Annotated in this window: 23 protein-coding genes, 2 tRNA genes, 1 pseudogene and 2 riboswitches; of the genes and pseudogenes, 6 read left to right on the forward strand and 20 right to left on the reverse strand. The window is 55.9% G+C overall.

What is annotated here, in order from left to right; genetic code table 11:
* Window positions 1–72: 72 nt before the first annotated feature.
* From MGLY_RS14870 to MGLY_RS18890, 3 genes are all read right to left on the reverse strand, one after another.
* The gene (locus MGLY_RS14870; protein WP_156275105.1) at window positions 73–819 is read right to left on the reverse strand and encodes an ATP-binding protein; all 747 of its coding nucleotides are present in this window, start codon (window positions 817–819) and stop codon (window positions 73–75) included.
* A 370-nt stretch (window positions 820–1,189) separates the two neighbouring features.
* The gene (locus tag MGLY_RS14875; RefSeq protein ID WP_156275107.1) at window positions 1,190–1,498 is read right to left on the reverse strand and encodes a phasin family protein; all 309 of its coding nucleotides are present in this window, start codon (window positions 1,496–1,498) and stop codon (window positions 1,190–1,192) included.
* A gap of 100 nt (window positions 1,499–1,598) precedes the next feature.
* Window positions 1,599–1,718, reverse strand: a complete 120-nt coding sequence (locus MGLY_RS18890; protein WP_156275109.1) for an RCKP-type rubredoxin-like domain-containing protein — start codon at window positions 1,716–1,718, stop codon at window positions 1,599–1,601.
* A gap of 140 nt (window positions 1,719–1,858) precedes the next feature.
* Between MGLY_RS18890 and MGLY_RS14885 the strand changes: the two genes are divergently transcribed.
* From MGLY_RS14885 to MGLY_RS14895, 3 genes are all read left to right on the forward strand, one after another.
* Entirely contained in the window at window positions 1,859–3,286 is a 1,428-nt protein-coding gene (locus tag MGLY_RS14885) for an MFS transporter (RefSeq protein ID WP_246187352.1), read from the forward strand.
* Window positions 3,287–3,330: 44 nt separating this feature from the next.
* Window positions 3,331–3,408 (forward strand) — tRNA-Pro (locus MGLY_RS14890).
* Between the two features lie 9 nt (window positions 3,409–3,417).
* A tRNA-Thr gene (locus MGLY_RS14895) sits at window positions 3,418–3,493 on the forward strand.
* Here the strand turns inward: MGLY_RS14895 and MGLY_RS18895 are convergent.
* The 6 genes and pseudogenes from MGLY_RS18895 to MGLY_RS14925 form a co-directional block, all read right to left on the reverse strand.
* A pseudogene (locus MGLY_RS18895) lies at window positions 3,464–3,673 on the reverse strand (type II toxin-antitoxin system HicB family antitoxin); the annotation flags it as partial. The gene MGLY_RS14895 and the pseudogene MGLY_RS18895 overlap by 30 nt on opposite strands.
* A gap of 6 nt (window positions 3,674–3,679) precedes the next feature.
* Window positions 3,680–5,353, reverse strand: coding sequence for a DNA methyltransferase (locus MGLY_RS14905; protein WP_156275114.1), 1,674 nt, complete (start codon window positions 5,351–5,353; stop codon window positions 3,680–3,682).
* Window positions 5,354–5,427: 74 nt separating this feature from the next.
* Window positions 5,428–6,252 carry an ABC transporter ATP-binding protein gene (locus MGLY_RS14910; RefSeq protein WP_156275116.1) on the reverse strand — a complete coding sequence of 275 codons (825 nt, stop codon included), beginning with the start codon at window positions 6,250–6,252 and terminating at the stop codon, window positions 5,428–5,430.
* 2 nt (window positions 6,253–6,254) lie between these two features.
* Window positions 6,255–7,043, reverse strand: a complete 789-nt coding sequence (locus tag MGLY_RS14915) for an ABC transporter permease (RefSeq protein WP_156275118.1) — start codon at window positions 7,041–7,043, stop codon at window positions 6,255–6,257.
* 26 nt (window positions 7,044–7,069) lie between these two features.
* Entirely contained in the window at window positions 7,070–8,113 is a 1,044-nt protein-coding gene (locus tag MGLY_RS14920) for an ABC transporter substrate-binding protein (RefSeq protein ID WP_156275120.1), read from the reverse strand.
* A gap of 121 nt (window positions 8,114–8,234) precedes the next feature.
* Entirely contained in the window at window positions 8,235–9,326 is a 1,092-nt protein-coding gene (locus MGLY_RS14925) for an iron-containing alcohol dehydrogenase family protein (RefSeq protein ID WP_156275122.1), read from the reverse strand.
* A 297-nt stretch (window positions 9,327–9,623) separates the two neighbouring features.
* Here MGLY_RS14925 and MGLY_RS14930 point away from each other — a divergent pair, with 297 nt between their 5' ends.
* Window positions 9,624–10,829: an amidohydrolase family protein gene (locus tag MGLY_RS14930; RefSeq protein WP_156275124.1), complete on the forward strand. Its 1,206-nt coding sequence runs from the start codon at window positions 9,624–9,626 to the stop codon at window positions 10,827–10,829.
* A gap of 121 nt (window positions 10,830–10,950) precedes the next feature.
* Window positions 10,951–11,223, forward strand: coding sequence for an acylphosphatase (locus tag MGLY_RS14935; RefSeq protein ID WP_246187506.1), 273 nt, complete (start codon window positions 10,951–10,953; stop codon window positions 11,221–11,223).
* Window positions 11,224–11,246: 23 nt separating this feature from the next.
* On the opposite strand, the gene MGLY_RS14940 is transcribed toward MGLY_RS14935, so the two are convergent.
* Window positions 11,247–11,471, reverse strand: a complete 225-nt coding sequence (locus MGLY_RS14940) for a glycerol-3-phosphate acyltransferase (RefSeq protein ID WP_156276512.1) — start codon at window positions 11,469–11,471, stop codon at window positions 11,247–11,249.
* Window positions 11,472–11,702: 231 nt separating this feature from the next.
* On the opposite strand from MGLY_RS14940, the gene MGLY_RS14945 reads away from it, so the two are divergent.
* Window positions 11,703–12,143: a hypothetical protein gene (locus MGLY_RS14945; RefSeq protein WP_170291114.1), complete on the forward strand. Its 441-nt coding sequence runs from the start codon at window positions 11,703–11,705 to the stop codon at window positions 12,141–12,143.
* 54 nt (window positions 12,144–12,197) lie between these two features.
* On the opposite strand, the gene MGLY_RS14950 is transcribed toward MGLY_RS14945, so the two are convergent.
* The 10 genes from MGLY_RS14950 to MGLY_RS14995 form a co-directional block, all read right to left on the reverse strand.
* Window positions 12,198–13,052 (reverse strand): energy-coupling factor ABC transporter ATP-binding protein, encoded by an 855-nt coding sequence (locus MGLY_RS14950; protein WP_156275130.1) that lies wholly within the window; start codon window positions 13,050–13,052, stop codon window positions 12,198–12,200.
* Window positions 13,053–13,125: 73 nt separating this feature from the next.
* Window positions 13,126–13,893: a cobalt ECF transporter T component CbiQ gene (gene cbiQ / locus MGLY_RS14955; protein WP_156275132.1), complete on the reverse strand. Its 768-nt coding sequence runs from the start codon at window positions 13,891–13,893 to the stop codon at window positions 13,126–13,128.
* Window positions 13,894–14,181: an energy-coupling factor ABC transporter substrate-binding protein gene (locus MGLY_RS14960; protein WP_156275134.1), complete on the reverse strand. Its 288-nt coding sequence runs from the start codon at window positions 14,179–14,181 to the stop codon at window positions 13,894–13,896. It abuts the gene before it with no gap.
* Window positions 14,181–14,960 (reverse strand): energy-coupling factor ABC transporter permease, encoded by a 780-nt coding sequence (locus MGLY_RS14965; RefSeq protein WP_170291115.1) that lies wholly within the window; start codon window positions 14,958–14,960, stop codon window positions 14,181–14,183. The genes MGLY_RS14960 and MGLY_RS14965 overlap by 1 nt, the downstream gene beginning before the upstream one ends.
* Window positions 14,961–14,973: 13 nt before the next feature.
* Window positions 14,974–15,765: a precorrin-6A reductase gene (cobK, locus tag MGLY_RS14970; protein ID WP_246187507.1), complete on the reverse strand. Its 792-nt coding sequence runs from the start codon at window positions 15,763–15,765 to the stop codon at window positions 14,974–14,976.
* Between the two features lie 439 nt (window positions 15,766–16,204).
* Window positions 16,205–16,397, reverse strand: a riboswitch (cobalamin riboswitch).
* A gap of 36 nt (window positions 16,398–16,433) precedes the next feature.
* Window positions 16,434–17,759, reverse strand: coding sequence for a 5'-deoxyadenosine deaminase (locus MGLY_RS14975; RefSeq protein ID WP_156275138.1), 1,326 nt, complete (start codon window positions 17,757–17,759; stop codon window positions 16,434–16,436).
* Window positions 17,756–18,760 (reverse strand): xanthine dehydrogenase family protein molybdopterin-binding subunit, encoded by a 1,005-nt coding sequence (locus MGLY_RS18615; RefSeq protein ID WP_156275140.1) that lies wholly within the window; start codon window positions 18,758–18,760, stop codon window positions 17,756–17,758. The genes MGLY_RS14975 and MGLY_RS18615 overlap by 4 nt, the downstream gene beginning before the upstream one ends.
* Window positions 18,753–20,036 (reverse strand): xanthine dehydrogenase family protein molybdopterin-binding subunit, encoded by a 1,284-nt coding sequence (locus MGLY_RS18620; protein ID WP_156275142.1) that lies wholly within the window; start codon window positions 20,034–20,036, stop codon window positions 18,753–18,755. The genes MGLY_RS18615 and MGLY_RS18620 overlap by 8 nt, the downstream gene beginning before the upstream one ends.
* Window positions 20,037–20,085: 49 nt before the next feature.
* Window positions 20,086–20,187: riboswitch (purine riboswitch) on the reverse strand.
* 121 nt (window positions 20,188–20,308) lie between these two features.
* On the reverse strand, window positions 20,309–21,550 hold the full coding sequence (locus MGLY_RS14990) for a M48 family metallopeptidase (protein ID WP_156275144.1): 1,242 nt from the start codon (window positions 21,548–21,550) through the stop codon (window positions 20,309–20,311).
* A gap of 316 nt (window positions 21,551–21,866) precedes the next feature.
* A complete protein-coding gene (locus MGLY_RS14995) occupies window positions 21,867–23,186 on the reverse strand; it encodes an NCS2 family permease (protein ID WP_156275146.1) in 1,320 nt (439 codons plus the stop codon).
* Between the last annotated feature and the right edge of the window lie 102 nt (window positions 23,187–23,288).

Consider the following 23,288-nt stretch of genomic DNA (forward strand, 5'->3'; position numbering starts at 1 on the left):
TACTCCTTTTAATGCAACAGCTATCTCTACGGAGAACTCCGGTTCTCCTGCATATGCCCGGGCAACATCCAGTTAGCTTAGCAACCTGGTAGCCAGCTCGGCAATACCTGCTGCGGTAAAAGACTGCTCACCGGTAAAACCGGCAGCCTGGTCTAAGATTTCTGTTTGGAAGGGAATCAGGCCAATGACATCGCCTGGCGGCAGGTGGTTGAGGATAAATTCTTCATCCTTGGGTTGACGCAATTTATTGCCCACAAATTTTATTTGCTCAATACCAAGTTCTGCGGCCAGTTTTTGGACGACCCGGGCGGTCTGGACACTGACCAGGGTGGGCTCGGTAACAATCAGCATCAGATCTACCCCGCGGGCCGTACCCCGGGTCAGGTGCTCAATGCCGGCACCCATATCCAGGACCACCATTTCCCGGCGTTTCAGGATGAGGGAATTGACCATGGCATTCAAGACGGCATTTTCCCGGCAATAGCAGGTAGATCCCCCGGGTTTGATGGCCCCCATTTTCAAAAAAAGGATATTCCCGTTCCTTATGGTATAATCCTGCAGCAGGCTATCTACTTCCGGGTTTAAAGAAAAGAAGGCGCCGCTACCGCCGGTGCGTTCAGCAATCAACTGGCGCATATCGACAATGGGTTTAAGGGTACCCAGCCTTTCCTCAGGGAGCCCCAGGATCATCCCCAGGCTGGTATCGGGATCGGCATCGACGGCATATACCGGGTAACCCTGCCGGGCAAAATGCGTAATTAAACCGGCAGCAATGGTAGTTTTGCCGACGCCACCTTTCCCGGAAATGGCCAGCTTCACTCGAACACCTCCTTTGTTCAAAAAAATGGACATACATTTTTCCGGTTACATTAGTGAACTTCTACACAAAGTCCGTTTTTCCTGCTACCCTTTCCCTGAACTGCTTGTTAATTTTTGCTCTCTTCTCATCCCGGGCAACAAATCATTCAATTTAATTTTATTGCTCCTGCACCTTTTAACCCTCTATTTCATCCAGTCAGCCAATATTATAAACCATTTGATACAAAAATGGAATAATTTTTGTTAATTAAGAAAGCGCTCACAAAAGAAAAAGCCTGCCATTACAAATTAACTTTTATCATAACGGCAGGCCTTATTTGTGTCAATAGGTTAATACAATAATTTTGCTTAATAAGCTTATTATCTAATTTTACTGTTCTTCTTTACTCACCAGTTTTGCTTCCAATTCAGCCACCCTTTTTTCCAGGGCCGCCATTTCGGCCTTAGTTACCAGGCCCCATTCATTACGCAGGCGGTTAATTTCTCTACTAACGGTTTCCTGAAGAAGGGCCTGCTGTTCTTTGCCTTTGTTTAGAAGTTGCTCAACGAAATTTTTTACTTCTTCCCGCCGGAGTTCCCCCTGGTGAACCAGCTCTTCGGCGACTTCTTCCGCTTTTTCCTTGGTCAGGAACATGGCTCCCAGGCCGGCGAGGAAAACTTTGCGCATGAGATCCAGCATAATCCTTGCCTACCTCCCTGTTTTGAATTACCTTCCTGGATTATTATACCATATTCCGGCCGGGTTATGTTGCGAGTTTAAAAAAGCTCCTTCAAGGAGCTTATGAGGTTGGGGCATCTTTTTTGGTAAAGGAATCTTTCGCGCCGCATTCAGGGCACTTGCGGGGTTTACAACGGGCGTCTTTTTCATAACCGCACTGGCTGCATTGCCAGACTGCCATGGCCGGTACCTACCTTTCTAATAATAGTTACTGATAAGATTATAAGCCGTCTATATCTGTCTGTCAAGGTTTAGTTGGCCTTGACTTGGTATACCTGGTATGAAATAATATAAATATCTGCCGTCAAGGAGGCTCTTGCCTTGCCCCCCCAAAGTAATATCCTTCCCGCTCCCCACCCCCGGCGTTGGCTCATCCTTTTTGCCGTCATGACTGCCGGTATAATGGGGCCTATTGATGGTAGCGTGGTAAATGTGGCCCTGCCAACTATTAGTAGGTTTTTTAATGCCGATTTAAATACGGTAGGCTGGGTGGCCATGGCCTATCTTTTAGTTTTAGGGAGCTTAATTTTAACCTACGGCCGCCTGGGGGATATGTACGGTTTTCGCCGGGTGCTTTTAATGGGGATTGCCATTTTTACAGTAGCTTCTGGAATCTGCGCCCTGGCACCCAATATCTGGGTCTTGATTGCCTTCCGTGCCATCCAGGCCATTGGTGCCGGGATGTTCATGGCCATGGGCCCGGCCATCATAACTTCCGTTTTCCCGCCTTACGAGCGCGGCCGCGCCCTGGGGACCAACGGTATGATTATTGCCACCGGCCTGGCCCTGGGACCGACCCTGGGAGGTTTACTAGTCACGGTAGCCGGGTGGCAGGCCATCTTTACCATTAATATTCCCATTGGTATCCTTAGTTATATCTTATGCCGGCAGGTAGTACCGGCGCCGAAAGATTTACAACTGCAGCGGTTTGATTTAACCGGTGCGGCCCTGGGATTTTTCTCTTTGAGCGCATTCCTGCTGGCCGGCAGCTATGGCGAAGAATGGGGCTGGACTTCACCGGTCACCTTAATACTGGGTTTGATGTTTTTAGTTGGTACCTGGGCCTTTATCCGCTGGGAGCGCCGGGTTGAACAACCCATGCTGGATTTAACCCTGTTCCATAATAAGGTGTTTACTGCGGCCAACTTTGCGGCCTTGATGAACTTTATGTCCCAGTATGCCATGATTTTTTTGATCCCTTTTTACCTGCAGCAAGTATTGAGCTACAGTCCCGGGCAGGCCGGTTTAATTTTAACGGCTTCTCCCCTGGTGACTCTCTTGATCGCCCCTGTTAGCGGGGCCTTATCGGACCGCCTGGGGACACGCTGGCTGGCCTTTACGGGGCAAGCTATCGTCAGTATGACCCTTTTCCTGATGGCCGGTCTAAAAGTTACTTCCCAGGCCCTGGATATTATCTGGCGTTTATGCCTCTTTGGTTTGGGCACAGCAATCTTCCAGTCCCCCAATAATAGCGCTGTGATGGGTAGTGTCCCCCGCTACCGGCTGGGTATTGGCTCCGGTGTCCTGGCTACGGTCCGTAATGTGGGTATGGTGCTGGGGATAGCCGTTAGCAGCGGCGTCTTTACCTGGCAACGGGCGGCCAAACTGGCTATCCTGGGACCAGCCGGCACCACCGCGGCTTTTATGGCCGGGTTGAAGGCCGCCTTCCTGGTTGGTGCTTGCCTGGCTGCTGCCGGTGCCCTGGCCTCCCTGGTAAGGAGCGATAATTTACCCTCAAGCGGGCATTAAGGTATTGCCTGCCGGTCACAGGCATGTTAAAATATGAATGCTGCCGGGATGTAGCTCAGTTTGGCTAGAGCACCTGCTTTGGGAGCAGGGGGTCGCAGGTTCAAATCCTGTCATCCCGACCAGCGTTTTGGGCCAACGTAGCTCAGCCGGTAGAGCAACTGACTTGTAATCAGTAGGTCAGGGGTTCGAATCCCCTCGTTGGCTCCAGGGAAAGCTAGAAACGCCAGCTGTTCCGTTAATGAGGTCGCTGGCGTTTCCTGTTTTTAAAGGGTTAAGCCCATGGAGATGTATCTTTATGGTTTCTGCCATGTTCTGCCTGGCCTCTAGCGGCGTATTGCCGGTCGCAATGCAGCCGGGAAGGTCGGGCGAATAAGCGGAATAATTGCCGCCGGGTTACTTTTCCTCCTTTAATTTCGCTTGCTTTAAAATACTGTTCAAGGCGCCTGGAGCCAGGTCGTCATTTGGGTGCCCTGCTGTAGTGACGCGTCCCGGCTTTACAGGGTGCTTGCATTGCCGGTGACTCCCCTTCGGGGTAACGAAGGGAACCCTGGTAGCAGCAGGGCTTACCACTTCGATAACGGTCAGAATCTCATTCCCCATAATATCTACTACCTGGACCGCAATAGTCCTTTCTTTTGTCGTTGCCAGGATTGCCCGGGCGAGAACAGGTACGGGCGGCACGTTTTTACCGCAATCCCGCCAGGCCTGCCACCGGCTTTTAAAAACCCGGCCGTCATAATCCCAGTCCACGGCCCAGTAATCGATGAGATGGGCAAAGTTCTCCCGGGAAACTAAATTTACAGCCTCCAGGCGGTTGTTGTCTTTACGGGATAGCTGACCGGCCGGTACTGCCGGCAGGGAGTACCCTTCCAGGACGACGGTTATCTCTTCCCGGCCGCTGGCCAGCGGCTTTATCTCTGCCCGGGTGATTAAACGGGGCTGCTCGTCAATCCCCGGACAGGCCTGGTCCCTAGTAACAGGGGGCATACGGTCGCCAGGCAGGCCTGCCGGCTGCACCTTCTCAATGATAAAGGGCCCGGTCCCTGCCGCCACCAGACGTTTGCGGGCCACCTGCAGTCCGGTCCTACCCATCTCACATCCCAGCCAGCGCCGTCCCAGTTCTGCGGCCACTACCAGGGTAGTGCCGGAACCACAAAAAAAATCAGCCACCAGGTCCCCGGGATTGGAGGAAGCTTTTATAATGCGTCGCAGCAGGCTTTTATTTTTCTGGGTGGCAAAGCCGGTCTTTTCCCTGGAGAAGCTTTTGATCTGGATGGAATCCAGGCTCTCTTCCCCTTTTAATTCGAATTCCATGGGGTTAGCGTTCCACACATCTTCAATAGGATAGCCTTTCCCCGTCGTTTCCTGGCCGCCGCGGCGCCGGTAACCAGGTGGGTAGGGTATGTATTCTTTGTTAAAGGTAAACTTCTCCGGGTTTTTAACGTAGAAAAGCAGGGTGTCGTGGTTGCGGACCCAGTTGCGCACGGCATTCTTGTACCCGGAAATCCAACCAATCCGCCAGATAATCTCCCGTTGGAAGGAGACCGGGCCAAAGATTTCATCCATGATTACCTTTATGTAATGACTGATGCTGGCATCCAGGTGGACATAGATGCTGCCGTCCGGCGCCAGCAGCTTTTTCATGAGCTGGAGGCGGGGGTAGAGCATATCCAGGTAGGCATCTATGCCACCGGCCCAGGTATCCTGGTAGGCCGGGCGTTCGATTACCGGGACTTCCTGGCCGGCTGCCGTGCCGGTAATGGGAACCCGGTGACTGTAATTGGCCTGGCTGAAAAAAGGAGGGTCGATGTATATCAAGTTAATTTTACCTTCATACCCTTCGGCCAGGAGGGCGAGCATGGCCTGGAGGTTGTCACCGTAAATAAGGCGGTTGCGATCTGGATTTCCCGCGGCGATTTCTTGTTGAGGCATCTCGTCCTGGCCTGCTTGGGGGATGACCAGCTCTTCAGCCTGGAAAATAAATTCACCCGCCTGTGGTTCCCCCGCCGGTTTTGTCTCCCAGACCAGCCGGGCAGAATTACGCGGGGGCAGGCGCCTGTTAGCCATGGCTGTCCTCCATCCTTTATTTCTAGGCTTGCCGCCTGGGAGGCGCACGAGGGTAACTGCCAGACCGGGACTTCTTAACCGCAACCGGCCGGCATCATGATGGCCGCCTTCAGGCTCTCTTCCCGGATCTGCTCCAGGATGCGGGTCTTGAGCTCCAGGAAAACCCGGGAATTTTTGATTTCAAAGCTCCGGGGCCGGGAAAGGGGAACGGGGATGCGCGCCTTGAGGCGGCCCGGCCGGGCCGTCATGACATAAACAGTATCCCCTAAAAAGATGGCTTCTTCCACGTCGTGGGTGACAAAAAGGATGGTCTTGCGGGTTTCTTCCCAGACCTTGAGAAGCAGTTCTTGCATGACCAGGCGGGTCTGGGCGTCCAGGGCGCCGAAGGGTTCGTCCATGAGGAGGATATCAGGGTCGTTGGCCAGGGCGCGGGCAATGGCCACCCGCTGCTTCATACCGCCGGAGAGGCTTTTGGGAAAGGCATCGGCAAAGGCCGCCAGGCCGATAATATTCAGGTAGTGATCGACAATCTCCCGGCGCCGGGCAGCATCTATCCCCTTCAGGGTGAGACCAAACTCGATATTCTGGCGCACCGTCAGCCAGGGGAAGAGGGTATAGCTCTGGAAGACCATACCCCGGTCCGGCCCCGGTTCCTGGATCAAACGGCCGTCTTTGTATACCTGGCCGCTGCTGGCTTCCGCCAGGCCGGCGATGATGCGGAGCAGGGTGGATTTACCGCATCCCGAAGGACCCAGGATGGTGACGAACTCTCCCTCCTGGACCTCCAGGGAGATGCCCTCCAGGGCGGTAATCTTTTGGCGCTTAAAATTAAATTCCCTGGCCAGGTTGACAACTGCCAGCTTCTTTCCGGAAACGCCGGGGGCTGCGGCCAGTGCCATAGTTATACCTCCCTCTCCGTCCAGGGGAATAAAAGGCGATTGAGTGCCTTAAATGCCATATCGCAGATAATCCCCAGGACGCCGATGGTCAAAATGCCGACGAACATATCCGGGGTACTCAGTTGCCGACCGGCATTCATGATCAGGAAGCCCAGGCCGGAATTGGCCGCTACCAGTTCGGCGACGATGACATAGGTCCAGGCCCAGCCCAGGGTGACCCGCAGGGTATCCATTATCCCCGGCAGGGCCGCCGGCAATATGACCCGCCGGAAGACCTCCAGCGGGCGCGCGCCCAGGGTATAGGCGGTATCAATCAGGTCCTGGGGAACGTTGTGGGTGACATCCATAATCATCAGCACGAGCTGGAAAAATATCCCTATAAAGACAACGCCTATCTTCTGGGCTTCAAAAATGCTCAACCAGATTATGGTAAGAGGAATAAAGGCTGAGGCCGGCATATAACGAAAAAAGGCCAGCAAGGGCTCAAAAAAAGCCTCGGCTACCTTCAGGCTACCCATAAGGATCCCCAGGGGTACGCCGATGGCTGCGGCCAGGAGAAAGCCGGTAGTAACCCGGAAAAAGCTGATGCCAATATCGCTAATTAAACCGTTAGCCGCCAGGTCGACGGCCGCCCGGGCTACAGCACCGGGCGGCGGCAGGTGGGAAGGCGGCAGGTGGCCCACCGTTACCCCCAGGTACCAGAATAACAGGAGGAGGGCAAAGGCAGCCACGCTCAGGCTGAAGTATAGTTTTCCCGGAATGGGGCTATTGAGTTTAAGGTACTTCCTCATCTACACAGCACCGTATTTCCCTGAATTCAGATTTTGGCTTTGTTGACGAAGGTCGGGTCAAGCATGGTTTTAGCGTCCGGTTTCGCTTTAATTACTTTGTTGTTAAACCCGAAATCGATGGCCTGCTGCAGGGAGGTATAGAGGGTGCCGGGTTTGTCGGCCGTGCCGAACATCTCCTTATTCTGGGCCAGGTTGAAGAGGCGCAGGGTTTCCAGGTTGCTTTCAAACTCTTCCTGTTTAATTCCCAGCCCCTTGGCCATAATGGCATTGGCCTCGGTTTTATTGTTTTCCCAGTACTGCATAGCTTCAGCCAGGGCATCGACCATGGCCTGGAGGGCTTGGGGATGTTTCTCGGCCCAATCGCTCCGCAGGGCGACTGTATCCATTATCAGCCCCGGGGTTTCTTTTGAGGTTGCCAGGAGATTGCCTTTGTTTTCCTTGACTGCCTTACTCAGCCAGGGTTCCCAGGTGACGGCAGCATCCACTTTCCCGGCTACGAAGGTCGAGCCGGCGTCGCTAGCGGACATCTGGATATGGCTGATGTCCTTTTCCGTCATGCCGTTTTTGGCCAGGATGGCCAGCAGCAGGATGTGGCTGGCGGTACCAAAGTCATAGGCCACATTTTTACCCCTGAGGTCTTTTATGGTCTTAATCTCCGGTTTGGCCAGGATGCCGTCGCCGCCGTAAGAATCGTCCAGGGCCCAGATCACTTTCAGGGGAATGCCGGCAGCTGCAATTTGCGTCTCGATATCCAGGGTGGTGGCGATGCCGTCCACCTGGTTACCGGCCAGGGCCTGCTTGCGCTCGCCCAGGCCCTGGATGACAATAAGCTGCACGTCCAGGCCATGTTTCTTGAAGAAGCCTTTATCCCGGGCCAGGAAAAGGGGGCCATAGCCCGACCAGGTGGTCATGGTGAGCTTGACGGGTGTAAGCTGCTGTTCCTGCCCGCCGCCGGCCTGCTTATCGGCAGCCTGCTGCTTGCTGCCACCGCCACCGCAGCCGGCCAAAGTTATGCTGAACAGGGCCAGCACCAGAAAAGCAATGACGATTCTCCTTAACTTTTTAACCATGCTAATCCTCCTTCTTAATTACTCCCTGTACCAGAACGTATTTCTTTACAGGTGGGCATGTCTCTTTTCTGCTCCCGCGTTGGCAGGCCGGCTGTATATAACTGGCCAGTTCTCCTCAGCTTCAGGCCATCTCCCGCCCCAGGCAGTCGGCCGCCAGGAGGGCTTCCCGGATCATAGCTGCCGTTACCGGGAAGGGCATATTGGCCATATCCGGGCTTTCCGCTGCCGCCCGGCTGACCAGGTCCAGGGAGGGGCCATCCTCCGGGGATAACCCCACCCCTTCCAGGGATACGGGCAGTCCGACCTGGCGGTTAAATGCGGCCAGGCGTTTGATTGCGCCTGTCTCCGTCCCTTCCAGGAATAGCTGGACCAGGTTGCCAAAGGCTACCAGTTCCCCGTGGCAGTAACTACGGGTCAGGGGCGAGGCTGTTAATCCTTCATAAATACCGTGAGCGCCGGCTGTTCGCCCGTCGTCGCCGCCCAGGCCGCTGACCAGCCCGCTGATCAGGATAACCGCATCAATTACCTTTTCCAGGTCCGGGGTGACCGCCTGGTCTTCTACCGCTGCTCTGGCGCCGGGCCCGGCGGCCAGGATGCTGTCATAGCAGAGGCGGGCTAAACCCAGAGCTCCTGCCAGGGCCAGATGAGGGGGAGCTGCTGTGCTGGTAGCCCGCAGCTCGATATATTTGGCCAGGGTGTCCCCCATACCGGCGGCCAGGTAGCGCCAGGGGGCAGCAGCAATTATCTGGCTGTCTACCAGGACCAGGGATGGGTTCACGGCCTCATGGGATATGGCCAGGAAGTGTCCTTCCCGGTCATAGATAATGGCGATAGATGTAAAGGCGGCACAGGTAGCGGCGATGGTCGGCACCGTTACCAGGGGCACCCCTGCCTGCCAGGCAGCCCCCTTGGCGGTATCCAGGGCTTTACCGCCGCCAACCCCTACCAGGAAATCAGCACCGCTTTCCTTAATTGCCGCCGCTACCCTGGCAATATTCTCCGGGCAGCATTCACCCCCGTACCAGACCTGTCCCACCGCTTCCACCCCAGCGGAAACCATGGCGTCCTGCAGGGCCGGAGCTGCCGCTGCCAGGGCCCGGCGGCCTCCCACCAGGCAGGCCCTGGCGCCCAGGCTCTTCAAGGCCCGCCCGGCTGTCCCGATAACACCGGGACCCCGGAGGTAGCTCCCGGGGGCTATTACCCGTTCAAGCATCCCGTTCCTCCTACGACAATGCTTTTTCACCGGTTGACTTTGATTGTCAATGGCCCGCACTCCTGGCGCAGCGGCTGCGGCCCATCTCACTTCCTACTAATGCTATTCATTACTTTACTATAACAAAGTTATATTCGCCGTTGAAGCCGGGAATCCTGCCAGCAGGTAAGCGCCGGCTCTGACGCAGGGCATTTTTATTAAGACCCTGGAAGCAACCTGCCTGTCTGGATTTTCCGGGACTGCCTTGCCTCCCGCCCCCTTAAAGGTGTAGGATAGTTATTGTTTGGGGGTGTAGCTATGAAGCTCGTCTACATTAACCCGGAGACAAACCTGGACCTCCTGGCCGGCAGCCTGTGGGACGGCCGGGGTGAGGCGTGCCGGCAGCAGGTAGTTATCAGTATCCGCCAGGGCCGCATCGCCGCTGTACGTCCCCAGGAAATGGCCGTCACCGAAAAAAATGCCCGGCAGATCAACCTTGCCGGGCTGACGGTCTTACCCGGCTTAATCGACGCCCACGTCCACCTGGCCCTGGACGGCATCGATTTTCAGGCCTCCCTGGCCCGCTGGCAGGACCCGCCAGCCAGGGAAGCGGCCCTGGCCCGGGCTCTGCGGGCATCCCTGGAGCATGGCCTGGTAGCCATAAGAGACGGCGGCGACCGCGAGGGTCTCCACCTCCAGGCGCGGGAATGGGTCCGGACAGGCAAATACCCGGGCCCCCGGGTGGTGACCACCGGGATGGCCGTAACTAAAAAAGGAAAATACGGTTCTTTCCTGGGCCCCGGCACCACCGGCCCGGCTTCCATCAGGGAGTTGATTGCCACCCTGGTAAACCGGGGCGTTGACCAGGTTAAAGTAGTGGTTTCCGGCTTAGTTACCTTCCACCGCTACGGGGAGGTGGGCAGCCTGGAATTTGACGCTGCCGAACTGGCTACCGTCGTAAAGGCGGCCCACGCGTCCGGCCGGCCGGTGATGGCCCATGTCAACTCGGCTGCCGGCGTGGACCTGGCCCTGGCCGCGGGGGTGGACAGTATCGAACACGGCTATTTCCTTACGACAGCCCAGCTGGAAACTATGGCTGCCAGGGGTACCTACTGGGTACCGACTATCGCCGCTATAGCTAACCGGCTGTCTGCCACTGTGAAACAGTTCTACCCGGAAAGGGAAAAGGAAATTATTCAGTGGACCTGGGAATCCCAGCAGGAAATGATTGCCCGGGCCTACCGGCTGGGTGTGAAGCTGGTTGTAGGTACCGATGCCGGTGCTCCCGGTGTCTACCACGGGGAATCTTATCTGGACGAACTGCTGTACTGGCACCGGGCCGGTGTCCCGACGGCGGCCATCCTGCGGGCGGCTACGGTTACAGCTGCTGCCGCCCTGGGCCTGGAGGGGGAACTGGGGCAGGTGAGGCCCGGCTACCGCTCCTGCTTGATTGCCGTCCGTGGTAACCCCCTGGAGGATTTAAAGGTCCTTGCCCAACCGGAAATGGTTTTTATTGACTTTTAGCCATTTTGCCGCCGCATCTCTACCTGGGGGCTCTTTCTGCCCAACTATCAGTTGTCCTTTCCCAGGGCCTATGCTATCTTTTTATTAAGATTTTTTCAAGGAGGGCTTCGCTTTGTCCCTTGTGCGGGCGCATTTCTGGGTTAAGGGCCTGGTCCAGGGGGTGGGTTTCCGTTATTTTATCCTGCGTCAGGCGGCGAATTTGCAGCTTAACGGGTGGGTGCGGAATCGCTATAATGGCAGCGTTGAGGGAGTTGTTGAAGGACCGGCCGACAGGGTGAAAGAATTCCTGGACCATTGCCGCCAGGGACCGGCTATGGCAGATGTCCGGGAACTGAAGGTCCAGTATGAAAAACCTCAAGGTGAAACCACCTTCAGGATCCGGGAGTCAATCTGAATAGAATTTCATATAGCTGATGATTACTTAGAAGGCCAAATTACTTCTTCTCCTTGATGGCAAATACAGCCGATAAGCGCCTCCCGGAGGGGCCAGTTGTGCCCGGCCACAGCTGCTAGGGACATCAGGACGGCAAGTGCCATTCCACCCCACTTCCACCCCAGGACCGCCAGCAGGTAACCTTTCGCCGTATCCCAGAGGAAGGTCGTTATACCTGCCGTCACGCTCAGGTTGCAGAGGACGTTCATGGTTTTATTTAACAATAGTTCTAAAAACGGAGATGGAGCGGAGATGGTACGGGGAGGGTGCGGGTTTCTTACTTAAGTCACATTTAATGGCTGCGGTTTAAGCGTCTTTTATCATGCCGCTGCAGTAATCATGCTGCCGGGAGAGTATGAAAATGGATCCCCCCTAATGGCCTCCGGCCGGCAAACAGCATAGGATATAATGGAACTGCGCGGTGAAAGGGGGGAATGCAGATGGAAGATCTCAGCCGCTTCTTCACTGTTATTGGCGCGGTCTTTGCCGCGGCCAAAGGCATTACCGACCAGGTCAAGGCCCGCTGGCCCTGGCTGGGGGAGCCTAGGGATGATCCCCGGGAGGAAAAACAGCGGGAGCTATGGGTAATTATATTTAACGCCGTTATCGCCGCCCTCCTGGCCGGCCTGGCCGCGATTGATGTCTTTGCCCTGCTGGGACTGAATGCCTTTGTCGGCTTGAAAGCTGCTTATCCTGGTCTTTATTCATTGATTAATATGGTGGCTGTAGGCCTGATGTCTACCTTTGGCAGTCCCTTCCTCCATGAGATCCTGTCGATCCTGATTGAATTCAAGGAAAATATTCGCCTGCGCAACCAGATGGCCACCTTACAGCTTTTGCCGGCGAAAAAAATCAGAACGCCCAGGGATGCAAATGACTGAACTCAACACTTCAAAGTTCCTGAGACTGTTTTACGACCCGGGCCGTGGACCAACTTAAATGGCCAATTTAGACCTGGAACGATAAGGAATGAGGCCCAGGAGCTCATCTTTATTTTTGGGGACTGGCGCCGTTGCCGGCAGCCAGCCTTTATTTTTCAGGTCTTCATAAACATCCAGCAGCCAGGGCCGGGCTAGATCAGCAGCTTCCAGGAGGGTCGTATTGCTAAAGATTTCGGCCGGCGTCCCGGCGCCGATTACCTGGCCGCGGGCCAGGACGTAGATATAGTCGGCCCAGGTATAGGCTATGTCTACATCATGGGTGGATAAAATAATCGTCTTTCCCTGGTGGCTGATATCTGCCAGCAAGGCCATGACCTCCCGGGTTGAGCGCGGGTCCAGGTAGGCCGTCGGCTCATCAAAGATGATGACCCTGGGTTCCATGGCCAGGACGCTGGCAATGGCCACCCGCTTTTTCTGGCCATAGCTTAAGAAATGAGTTGGCTTATCCTGGAGGCCGGCGATACCCGTTGCCGCCATGGCGGCTTCAACCCTTTGCCCTACCTCTTCCCTGCCCAGGCCCAGGTTTAATGGTCCAAAAGAAATTTCCTGGCGGACGCTGGCCGAAAAGAGCATGCTGTCGGGGTCTTGAAAGACGATGCCCACCTGCCGGCGTAAATCTGTTAAGGCTTTATGGCTGTAATTAATCCTGGCCCCGGCAAAGTAGATACACCCCTCCTGGGGCCTTAAGATGCCGTTAAAATGAAGGAAAAGGGTTGATTTGCCGGCGCCATTGGGACCCAGGACGGCAATTTTCTTGCCTTCAGGGATGCTCAAGGTAACATGCTGCAGGGCACGGGTACCGTCAGGGTAAGTAAAGGAAACCCTCTCTGCTTCTAAAAGGGCGGCCAAAAGGTCCACCTCCAGTCGGCATTGATTGGGGTCAAAAAGACACGAGGAGGAGCCGGCCTGAAGACGGCCGGTATTATGTAAGCAGCATTAAAATAACTAAAGCCAGGTCAAAGATGGTGGCCAGGTATAAAAAGGGCCAGGAGAAAGGATAAATAACCTCCAGCACGCGCAACTCTTCATCGTAGCCCCGTGCCGTCAGGGCGGTAAATAATTCCTGGGAGCGGCGGTAAGTCTTGATAAAAAGGTTGGCTGCCAGCTGGCCCAGGGAATGATAGGATGTGCGCAGGGAGGCATAGCCCAGGCGGGAAGCCTGGGCGGTATAAATGTCGTTTACGGTCGCCAGCAGGACAAAGATAAAGCGGTAGGTCAGGCTGATTAAATCCACCAGCAGGGCCGGGAGGCGCAGTTGCCTGAGGACGGTAAGGATATCTACCATGGGTGTTGTTAGGGAAAGAAAATAAAGACAGGCAGCGGCTCCCAGGGACTTGAGAAAAATTTTCCCGGCCAGGTACATGCCGGCTGGGGTGTAGCCCAAAGTCCAGTTCAGCAGGGTCACACCCTTAAGACCGGCCAGGGGCTGGTTGGAAATGGTGAGGGCGATCATGGCTACCCCAGCGACTAAAAAAGAAAAGGGCAGCAGGATAAGCTGCAGGTAAAAACGGGCCGGGATGCCGGCGACCCCAATGGCAGCCCCGGCCATCAGGGCGATGATAAGGGCTGGGATTAAAGGCTGGGGCGCCACCAGGGCGATCATGAGGGTTACCAGGGCAAAGGCTACTTTTTCCCCCGGGTGGATGTTCTTCAACCGGTTGCTATAGGCATACTGGTCAATGCTGAACATTTACTTTTGCTCCCGATGTTTCTTGCCTTTGCTGTAACCCAGGAAGTAGCAAACAATACCGCTGCCGATGGCGGCCTGGGTGGCAAAAAGGAAGGTCTCCACTTCTCCGCTGGGGGGCTCCCAGACGGGTTTAAACCAGGGTTCATAATCGGGACGGATCTGGGTAATGGCCTCTTCGGCCCGGTCGTCGGCACCGGCAAATTCCGCGCTGCGGTGCAGGAAAAAGGGTGCCGCCGCCAGGAGGATAACGATCAGGAGTAAGAAGAGATTTTTCTGGGCGCTACTCATTACTTGTGCACCTCCAGGTTGCGGCCTCCCACCGCCAGGGCCTTCTCATCTAAAATAGATAGCTCCTGCAATTCGTTTTTATTATAAGTGGCCAGCAAGTTAAAGACGATGACGGTTAAGATACCTTCGCTAATGGCCAGGGGTAACTGGGTAACGGCAAAGATACCCATGAATTTCAGCATAGACGCTAGCACCCCGCCGGGCTGGGCCGGGAAGGCCAGGGCCAGCTGCAGGGAAGTGGTGACATAGGTCATAAGGTCGCCCAGGGTGGCGGCCAGGAAGACGGCTACGGGCAGCGATCCACCCAGCCGCCTTACCAGGCGGTAAAGGCCGTAGGCCACAAAAGGCCCCACGACGGCCATGGAGAAGGTATTGGCACCCAGGGTGCTCAAGCCCCCGTGGGCGAGCAAAAGGGCCTGGAAGAGGAGGACGATACCCCCCAGGATGCTCATGGCTGCCGGACCAAAGAGGATGGCCCCCAGACCCACCCCGGTGGGATGGGAACAGCTGCCGGTTACTGAAGGGAGTTTCAGGGCCGACAGGACAAAAGTATAGGCGCCGGCCAGGCCCAGGAGCATTTTCAGGCCGGGATTGCTTTTTACAGTTTGCTGGATGGACCGCAGGCCCCAGAACCAGAAGGGCAGGACGACGACAAACCAGAAGGCGGCCCAGTTGAAGGGCAGGAAGCCCTCGGCGATATGCATGGCATAGGCCGGCCGGGCCAGGACGGCCATAGCCAGGAGAAGATACATGGTTAACCACGTTGTACGGCGGAACATCGTATGTACCCCCTTAGTTTTGAAAATCGGAATGGTCATCTTTTTTAAGAGGGGCGATCTTTTTCAGCAGGGCGACGGCTTCGGAAACTGTGTAGACAGGGTAACGATACTGAATGGAAGGCCGCTTGATTACTATTACCGGTATTTTTAGCGCCAGGGCGGCGGCAATTTTGGCCTCGGTACCGCCGGCCGGGCCGGCGTCCCGGGTGACGATAACACCGGCCTTACAGGCTTTAAACATGGCTTTATTCATTTCTTTAGAAAAAGGCCCCTGCATGGCGATAATATCGCGGGGCGTCAAGCCCAGGTCCTGGCATTTTTTAATTACCCGGTGTTCAGGTAATACCCTGACCACAATGCGTTTATCTTTAAGCAGGGGGTTTTTGACGAACACTTCCAGGTTATTAGTACCGGTAGTTAAAAAGATAGTCTCCCCCAACCTGGCGGCAGTCCGGGCGGCTTCTTCCCAGGTTGCCACCTGGTAGATGAGGCTGTCGTCCGGCAACCTTGTTTCTGCCCGTAAAAAGCGCAGGTAATATAGCTGTTGTTCTTGGCACCAGGCTTCCAGGGTCCGGGATAGGTGGTTGGGATAAGGAAGGGTGGCGTCAATGACTGCTTCCAGTTGCCTGCTACCCCCCAGGGTGGCTAAATTACCTTCCGTTAAGGGACCTGTTAATATTAACGTTGCACCATCCTGCCGGGCCAGTTGTTCGCCATAAGCACTGTCGGTCCAGGTAACAATTTGATAGCCTGCCTGCCGGAGGCTGCGGATTAACTGCCTTCCCTCACCGGTACTACCTACCACTAAAATCAAAACGCGCCGTCCTCCCTGTTGAAACTAAAAATCCCCGGCTGCTTTGCCGGGGAAACCGGTGGTGCCGCTAAACAGGCATGCCTAAATACACCACCTCCCCGGGTTGAGCCCCTGGTGGCATCAGGACAGGCTGGCCTATTGGCAGAGCATCATCGGTTGCTACAAGTTCCCGCTTCCAGGCGGCGTTTTGCGCAACCTCTCCCCTACCGGCGGCTGGATTTAAGCCCGGTCTGCTCGAGACCGTGCACCCATTCTGTATGCAATTTAAATAAACGATGCTGCTGCTGCTAACCTTCTTCGTTCTTCAGGTCAGTTGCCGCGACGCCGCGAAGAGGTTGCGGCATTGGGAACAACATAAAACCCCCTGCTCCTACAGAAGCAGAGGGTTTGCTTGCCATACTCTGGCCAACCACCCCCTATCCGGCGTAGGGGTAAAGGTTTCCAGGCAACCGGTATCCTGACTCGGGATCACGGCTCCGGCACCGCCTTCCCAGGTATTACCCAGTGGCTTTATGGCGCCTTGCTCCCCCTCACAGTGGCGGGACCGTGTCAGACTTGCACTGACTTCCCTGATTTGCCTGGAACATATTCATTTCAAAACTATTTTATCATAACTTGGATATGATGTCCAGGGGTTTTAACGTAAATCTGGCAGGAAGCTAAGCCAGCCCGGCCCTTCGCAAAACGCGCAAGACCGCTTTATTGGCTTTCTCCCGTACCTCACCGGCATCTATGGTCTTCAGTTCACCTTTCTCCATGACGATTTTGCCGTCAACCATGGTCAGGGTAACGTCTGAGCCTCTGGCCTGGTAGACCAGTTGGGTGTAGACGTCGACGCCGTCCGCCGGCTGGGTATGGAGGCCCTCCAGGGAAACCAGGGCCAGGTCGGCCTTCTTCCCTACTTCCAGGCTGCCGATGTCCTTTTCCATGCCCATGGCCCGGGCCCCGCCCAGGGTGGCCATTTCAAAGACCAGGGGTGCCGGCATGGTGGTGGGACCATGGAGGGGCTTCTGGATCAGCGCCGCCAGCCGCATTTCCATAAAGGCGTCCAGGTTGTTATTGCAGGGCGCGCCGTCGGCGGCCAGGGAAACCACCGTTCCCCGGTTCAGGAGATCCGGTACCGGGCAGATACCGGAAGCCATCTTTAAGTTAGAGGAAGGGCAGTGAACTACTTTAGTACCGGTACGGGCCAGGATATCCTTCTCCTCTTCGCTGAGCCAGATACAGTGGACCAGGATGAGGTCGGGGCCGGTGAGACCGATATCGTCCAGGTAGAGGACGTTGCGCCGGCCGTGGAGTTTTTCCACCAGGGCGCATTCACCCCGGTTTTCCGAAGCATGGGTATGGATTTTAACGCCGTAATGGCGGGCGAGATCCCGGACTTCCAATAATAATTCCTCGGTGCAGGAAACCACAAAGCGGGGCTCAAAGGCGTACTGGATGCGGCCGTTGTCGTAGCCGTGCCACTTTTCCAGCAGGTCTACGCTTTCCTTTAGCGAGGCCGCAGTTATTTCTTTAAGGCTGGCCGGGACGTCCTCGCCAAAATCCATCATCACTTTGCCGGTAATGGCCCGGATGCCGCTTTGAGAGATGGCTTCCATGGCCGCATCGGTATGATGGACGGTTTCCATGTCGACGATGGTGGTGGTGCCGCTAAGGAAGAGTTCACCGATGCCCAGCAGGGCTGAGTAGTAAAGGGATTCGGGATCGTGGGCTCCTTCCAGGGGCCAGATACGCAGGCGCAGCCAGTCCAGGAGTTCCAGGTCGTCGGCGCGGCCGCGGAAGAGGGCCTGGCAGAGGTGGATATGGGGCTGGATGAGGCCGGGGATGACCAGCTGGCCCGTAGCCTCGATGATCCGGTCGGCGGTGGCCGGCGTCCGGCCGATGGCGGCGATGCGGTCGTCTTCAATATAGATATTCCCCTGGAATACTTCCCTCCTGGGGTTCATGGTGACCAGGATGCCGTTCTTGATTAAAATACTCATTGCTCCTCTCCTTCTTTTGCCCGCAGGGCGGCCAGGATTTTTTCCGGTGTAACCGGTAACTCCGTAAGGCGAACTCCCACGGCGTTATAAATGGCATTGATAATGGCCGGTACGGTGGGGAGGGTGGCGGGTTCGCCCACTCCTTTAGCGCCATAGGGGCCGGTGGGTTCATAAGTTTCCACAATCAGGGGTTGAACCTCGGGCATATCCAGGGTAGTAGGTATCAGGTAGGTAGAAAAGGAATTATTAACGATCCGGCCCTGCTGCAGGTGGACCTTTTCCAGCAAGGCCATACCGAGGCCCTGGGCGATACCGCCTTCAATCTGCCCCTCTACCCCGAGACGATTTACTGCCCGGCCCACGTCGTGGGCAGCGAAGAGCTTTAAAACCCGCACCTCCCCTGTTTCCGTATCCACTTCCACTTCCGCAATCTGGGTGCCGAAGGCGTAGGGCCAGTAGGGAGCTCCCTGGCCGGTCTCCCGGTCAACGGCCGTGGTATGGGTGACGAAGGTCCCCTGCCCTACCAGGCGGTAGCCGGCCAGGCGGGCCCGGGTGGCAGCTTCGGGATAGGTTATTTGTTTCTGGGGATAACCCCTGACGTAAATTATTCCCTCCCTGGCGGCCAGGCCGGCAATGGTATTAACCCCTAAGAGGGTCCGGGTGTACTCAAAAAGGACTTCCCGGGCCTGGCGGCAGGCGGTTTTAACGGCATTGCCGGAAGCATAGGTCTGGCGGGTGGCCGCCGTCGTGCCAGCATCGGGGGTAGTATCGGTGTCAGCGGTGATTACTGTTACCCATTCATAGGGCACCCCCAGCTCCTCGGCAGCAATCTGGGCCAGGACGGTGCTGGAACCCTGGCCGCAATCTACTGCGCCGGTGCGGACGGTGGCCGTGCCGTCATCGTGGATTTCTACCGTAGCCGTTGAGACATCGGGAAAACCATTACCGTAGCCGGTACCGTAGAAAAAGCAGGCCATACCAATACCGCGTTTTTTACTCATCTTGCTTCCCTCCCGGTATTAACTCTTGCGGCGACCAGCCTGCGGCCCGGGCCGCCTGGAGCATGGTTGCCGTCAGGCCGACGCTGCTTTCCAGGACCTGGCCCGTGGCAGTTACATCCCCCTGGCGGAAGGCATTGAGCCAGCGGATTGTAAAAGGATGGATCCCCAGGCGGCTGGCCAGTTCATCCATCTGGCTTTCGTAAGCCAGGGGCGGCTGGGTGGCACCAAACCCGCGCATGGCGCCGGTAAAGGGATTATTGGTATAGACCGCGTAAGCATCAATCTTGACGTTGGGGATGACATAAGGACCGGTGGCATGGATGGCCGCTTTGCGCAAAACGTTAGGGGCCCAGGAAGAATAGGCGCCGCTGTCGCCGATGATTTCCGCCTCCAGCGCCGTTAACTTTCCATCCCTGGTGGCACCGGTCTTATAGCGCATGATCATGGGGTGGCGCTTGCTGTGGGCCAGGAAGGATTCTTCCCGGGTAAGGACCATTTTCGCCGGGCGACGGGTATGCACGGCCAGGAGGGCTACCAGGGTCTGCAGGGTCATATCTTCCCGGCCGCCGAAAGCGCCGCCTACCGCCGGGGCCACGATGCGGATGCGGTCCTGGTTCCAACCCAGCACCCGGGCTACTTCCGTCCGGTCCCAGTGGACATACTGGGTGGCCACGTAAATTACCAGGTGACCGCGTTCATCCACCCGGGCCACGGCGGCCTCCGGCTGGAGGAAGGCATGGTCCAGGAGCTGGGTGCGGTAGGTATTTTCCACAATCACGTCGGCCGCGGCGAATCCCGCTGCGATATTCCCTTTACGGATGGGTAGGTGGTAAATAATATTGTCCCGGTCGGGGTGGACCCGGGGCGCCCCATGTTTCATGGCTTCTACGGGATCGTATAGGGCCGGTAATTCTTCGTAGATCACCTTTACTTTAGCTGCCCCGGCCCTGGCGGCAGCCGGGGTGGTAGCTCCTACCAGGGCGACGACGTCATTCACCGAGCGTACCTCATCCCGGGCCAGGACGGGCATGTCCTGGTAGACGACGCCCTGGCCGTTATGGCCGGGGATATCCCGGGCGGTCAGGACGCAGAGGACCCCGGGTACCTCCAGAGCGGCCGAGGTATCTATATTGATAATCCGGGCATGGGCGTAGGGACTGCGGACGGCCTGGCCGTAGATCATCCCAGGGAAATTAACATCAGCCGGGTAGATGGCCCGGCCGGTGACTTTAGACCGGGCATCTACCCTGGGCGGGGAAGTGCCGACAACTGCCATATGAATCACTCCTTGCACCGGTTATAAAAATTAAGGCAACCGTAGCGCAGCAACGAAGGAATAACTTCGTAGCCGGGCAATTTGCGGTTGCCTGGTAGAGACCCTCAGGCCGTATTGCTGAGGATATACGAAGCAGGGTATTTAATACTTATTACGTTTGGCTATTTATAATTCGCTCTCTTCCGGTGAAAATCCTGCTGAAGTGCTAAAAAAGATGGTCAGGGCGCCTGCTCCAGACCAGCGGCACGCAGGGCATTGGCCTGTAACGCCGATTATCGTGTTGCCCCCCACTTCTCGGCAGCCTGGATTCTATCCAGCGGTGAGGGGTGAGATGAGGTCAGCCATGCGATATAGGGGGGCGGGGCTATGTCGCCGAGGTTCTTTCGGGCCAGGTCCACTTGCAACCTGATCATGGCTCCCGGGTTACCGGTAAGCTCCAGAGCCACCTGGTCGGCTTCGGTTTCATAGCGGCGGGAGATGGCATTCTGCACCGGCTGGCCCAGGAAGGACGCCAGCTGGAGGAAAAGGAGCATGGCAACCAGGAGGTGGGGCGGGTAGGATCCCGGCCGGGCTATTTCGTAGGTGAAGGTTAGTTTCAGGACGGCATATAACAATCCCAGCAGCAAGAAATTAGCCAGGATACCCCACAGTAATCCCCGCACAATATGACCGCGCTGCCAGTGGGCCATTTCGTGGGCAATTACAGCTTCCACTTCATCAGGGGGGTAAGCGGCCAGGAGGGTATCATAGAGGACGATACGTTTGGTAGCCCCGAGGCCGGTAAAGTAGGCATTGGCCCTGGTGGTCCGGCGGCTGGCATCCATGACCAGTACTTCCTTAACCTTCAACCCGGCACGGCCGGCCAGCTGCGTGACCATAGTCTTAACCGGGCCTTCCGGGATAGGCTGGAAGCGGTTAAAGAGGGGGGCGATCAGGAGGGGCCAGAGAAAAGTGGAAACAAAGAGCCAGCCGGACAGGAAGAGGCCGGCGGCGGCCCACCAGGTATGGGGCCAGCGCCCGGTAGCCCAGAAAAGAAGGAGCACCCCCGCTCCGGAGAGGATCAGGTCCAGGACGCTACCCTTGAGGTAATCCAGCCACCAGGAAGCCAGGCTCTGGGTGGAGAAACCCCACTGGTGCTGGACGATAAAACTGCCGTAAAAATTAAAGGGTAAACCCACTGCCTTTAGCGACAGCCAGATAAGGACGAAATAGATTACCAGGGCGGGATAATAGCGCCCGCCGGTGAGGCGTAAAGCTCCCTCCGACCAGGAGGCGGCCCGGGTGCCGGCGACCAGCCAGACCAGGAAGGCAATTTGAGCCAGGAAGGACAGGATACTTACCAGGCGCATGATCTGCTGGTAACGCCGCGCCCTTTCCACTTCGGCCGGGGTAAAATACTGCCAGGCGACAGCCGGTACTTTACCCGGAAAGAGGGTGAAAAAGAGAAAGGCGAGGCTTAAAATGCCTGCCAGTATTAACAGGGTGGTCCAGATTATACTCGCTTTAGCCGTCATTAAATTGCCCCCCTTTGCCCCCTACCCTTGATGCTATTTTATTCGTCCCCGCAGGCTCTATTCCTGTTTCTAAATTCCCGTTTTTCATTGCTTGCTAAAAATATCCGTTTAAACCTACTTTATGATGCTATAGTTCAAAAAGCGGAGAGAAAGCGGAGTGAAAGCGGGGAGATTCTGGATTGGCCAGTTAAGTTATACTTAACTATGTTTGACATAATACAGTGGCGAAGCTCTGGCCTGTGGAATAGGGTCTAAGCAAATAAAAAATCCGGCCCCGCAGGGCCGGACCAAGAGCAGGGGGATCTGCTCTGGCTAACTAAGCAAAGAAACGGATGATAAAGAGAAGAGCCAGGACCCACATGGTAATACTGATTTTTTTCGTATTACCGGTAACCAGGTGTAAAAAGACATAGGCCAGGACGCCCCAGACAATACCTTCGGCAATGTTATAGGTAAAGGGCATCATGACGATGGTTAAGAAGGCCGGGGCAGCCTCCAGGAAGTTGCTGAAGTCAATCTTCATGACCGGCTCCATCATAAAGATACCGACGATAATCAGCGCCGGCGCCGTAGCCACAGCCGGAACGATGCCTACCAGGGGTGCAAAGAATAAAGAAGCCAGGAATAAAATGGCGACTACCAGGGTAGTTAAACCGGTACGCCCGCCTTCGGCAACGCCGGCGGCACTTTCAATGTAGGCCGTCAACGTGCTGGTCCCCAGGATTGCCCCCAGGGTAGTTCCGACGGCATCAGAGATTAATGCCTGGCCGGCCCGGGGCAAGTTGCCGTTTTCATCAAGCAAATTGGCTTTGCTGCTAACCCCGATCAGGGTGCCAATGGTATCAAAGAGATCGACAAAGGTAAAGGTAAAAATAATGGGGATGAGGCCGGTGGCCCATAAACCGCCCAGGCCCCGGGTAAAGGCACCGAAGGTCGGCGCCAGGCTGGGTGGCAGGCTGACCAGTTTAAAGCCTTCTACTTTAGTGATCCCCATGGGAATCCCGATTAAGGTAACGATAATAATCCCCAGGAGCAAGGCGCCTCGAATCCGGAGGGCAACCAGGAGGGCGGTAATAATCAAGCCGATGGTGGCCAGCAGAACCGAGGGTTTGCTTAAATCTCCCAGCTGGACCAGGGTATCGGGGTTGGGTACCACCAGGCCGGCATTTTGCAGGCCAATCAAAGCGATAAACAGCCCGATGCCGGCGCTAATGGCCAGCTTTAAAGATAAAGGAATGGAATTGACAATTGCTTCCCGCGCTTTAGTAAGGGTTAAAATAATGAAAATAATGCCGCTCATAAAGACAGCCGCCAGGGCCACTTCCCAGGGGTAATGCATCTGCTTAACAATGGTAAAGGCAAAGAAGGCATTGAGGCCCATGCCGGGGGCAATGGCAATGGGGTAATTGGCACTGAAACTCATAATAAGGGAAGCAATGGCACTGGAGAGAATGGTAGCCACCATCACAGCGCCGAAATCCATGCCGGCACTACTTAAAATAGTAGGATTAACAAAGATGATGTACGCCATGGTCATGAAGGTGGTAATGCCGGCCAGTACTTCAGTGCGGACGTTGGTACCATTGGCCGTTAATTTAAAGGTCCTCTCCAGGAAACTATTTTGTTGGACTGACATTCTTCCACCACCCTTTTTTAGATTGCAGCCAGGTAGCGGGCTTATCTAGAGCTTCCCCCTTTCCTGCCCCTTTATACTCCCCTGGCCGGTAGCCTGAAAAAA

The sequence above is a fragment of the Moorella glycerini genome (assembly GCF_009735625.1).
In the GTDB taxonomy this organism is placed as follows: domain Bacteria; phylum Bacillota; class DSM-521; order Neomoorellales; family Neomoorellaceae; genus Neomoorella; species Neomoorella glycerini.

Bases quoted from the DNA above. Each gene is read 5' to 3' on its own strand.
- MGLY_RS14930 (WP_156275124.1), top strand. From the start codon at position 9,624: ATGAAGCTCGTCTACATTAACCCGGAGACAAACCTGGACCTCCTGGCC.
- MGLY_RS14905 (WP_156275114.1), bottom strand. From the start codon at position 5,353: ATGGCTAACAGGCGCCTGCCCCCGCGTAATTCTGCCCGGCTGGTCTGG.
- MGLY_RS14990 (WP_156275144.1), bottom strand. From the start codon at position 21,550: ATGACGGCTAAAGCGAGTATAATCTGGACCACCCTGTTAATACTGGCA.
- MGLY_RS18620 (WP_156275142.1), bottom strand. From the start codon at position 20,036: ATGGCAGTTGTCGGCACTTCCCCGCCCAGGGTAGATGCCCGGTCTAAA.
- MGLY_RS14875 (WP_156275107.1), bottom strand. From the start codon at position 1,498: ATGCTGGATCTCATGCGCAAAGTTTTCCTCGCCGGCCTGGGAGCCATG.
- MGLY_RS14920 (WP_156275120.1), bottom strand. From the start codon at position 8,113: ATGGTTAAAAAGTTAAGGAGAATCGTCATTGCTTTTCTGGTGCTGGCC.
- MGLY_RS18890 (WP_156275109.1), bottom strand. From the start codon at position 1,718: ATGGCAGTCTGGCAATGCAGCCAGTGCGGTTATGAAAAAGACGCCCGT.
- MGLY_RS14940 (WP_156276512.1), bottom strand. From the start codon at position 11,471: ATGAACGTCCTCTGCAACCTGAGCGTGACGGCAGGTATAACGACCTTC.
- MGLY_RS14925 (WP_156275122.1), bottom strand. From the start codon at position 9,326: ATGCTTGAACGGGTAATAGCCCCCGGGAGCTACCTCCGGGGTCCCGGT.
- MGLY_RS18615 (WP_156275140.1), bottom strand. From the start codon at position 18,760: ATGAGTAAAAAACGCGGTATTGGTATGGCCTGCTTTTTCTACGGTACC.
- MGLY_RS14960 (WP_156275134.1), bottom strand. From the start codon at position 14,181: ATGAGTAGCGCCCAGAAAAATCTCTTCTTACTCCTGATCGTTATCCTC.
- cbiQ (WP_156275132.1), bottom strand. From the start codon at position 13,893: ATGTTCAGCATTGACCAGTATGCCTATAGCAACCGGTTGAAGAACATC.
- MGLY_RS14975 (WP_156275138.1), bottom strand. From the start codon at position 17,759: ATGAGTATTTTAATCAAGAACGGCATCCTGGTCACCATGAACCCCAGG.
- MGLY_RS14965 (WP_170291115.1), bottom strand. From the start codon at position 14,960: ATGTTCCGCCGTACAACGTGGTTAACCATGTATCTTCTCCTGGCTATG.
- MGLY_RS14910 (WP_156275116.1), bottom strand. From the start codon at position 6,252: ATGGCACTGGCCGCAGCCCCCGGCGTTTCCGGAAAGAAGCTGGCAGTT.
- MGLY_RS14945 (WP_170291114.1), top strand. From the start codon at position 11,703: ATGGAAGATCTCAGCCGCTTCTTCACTGTTATTGGCGCGGTCTTTGCC.
- MGLY_RS14995 (WP_156275146.1), bottom strand. From the start codon at position 23,186: ATGTCAGTCCAACAAAATAGTTTCCTGGAGAGGACCTTTAAATTAACG.
- MGLY_RS14915 (WP_156275118.1), bottom strand. From the start codon at position 7,043: ATGAGGAAGTACCTTAAACTCAATAGCCCCATTCCGGGAAAACTATAC.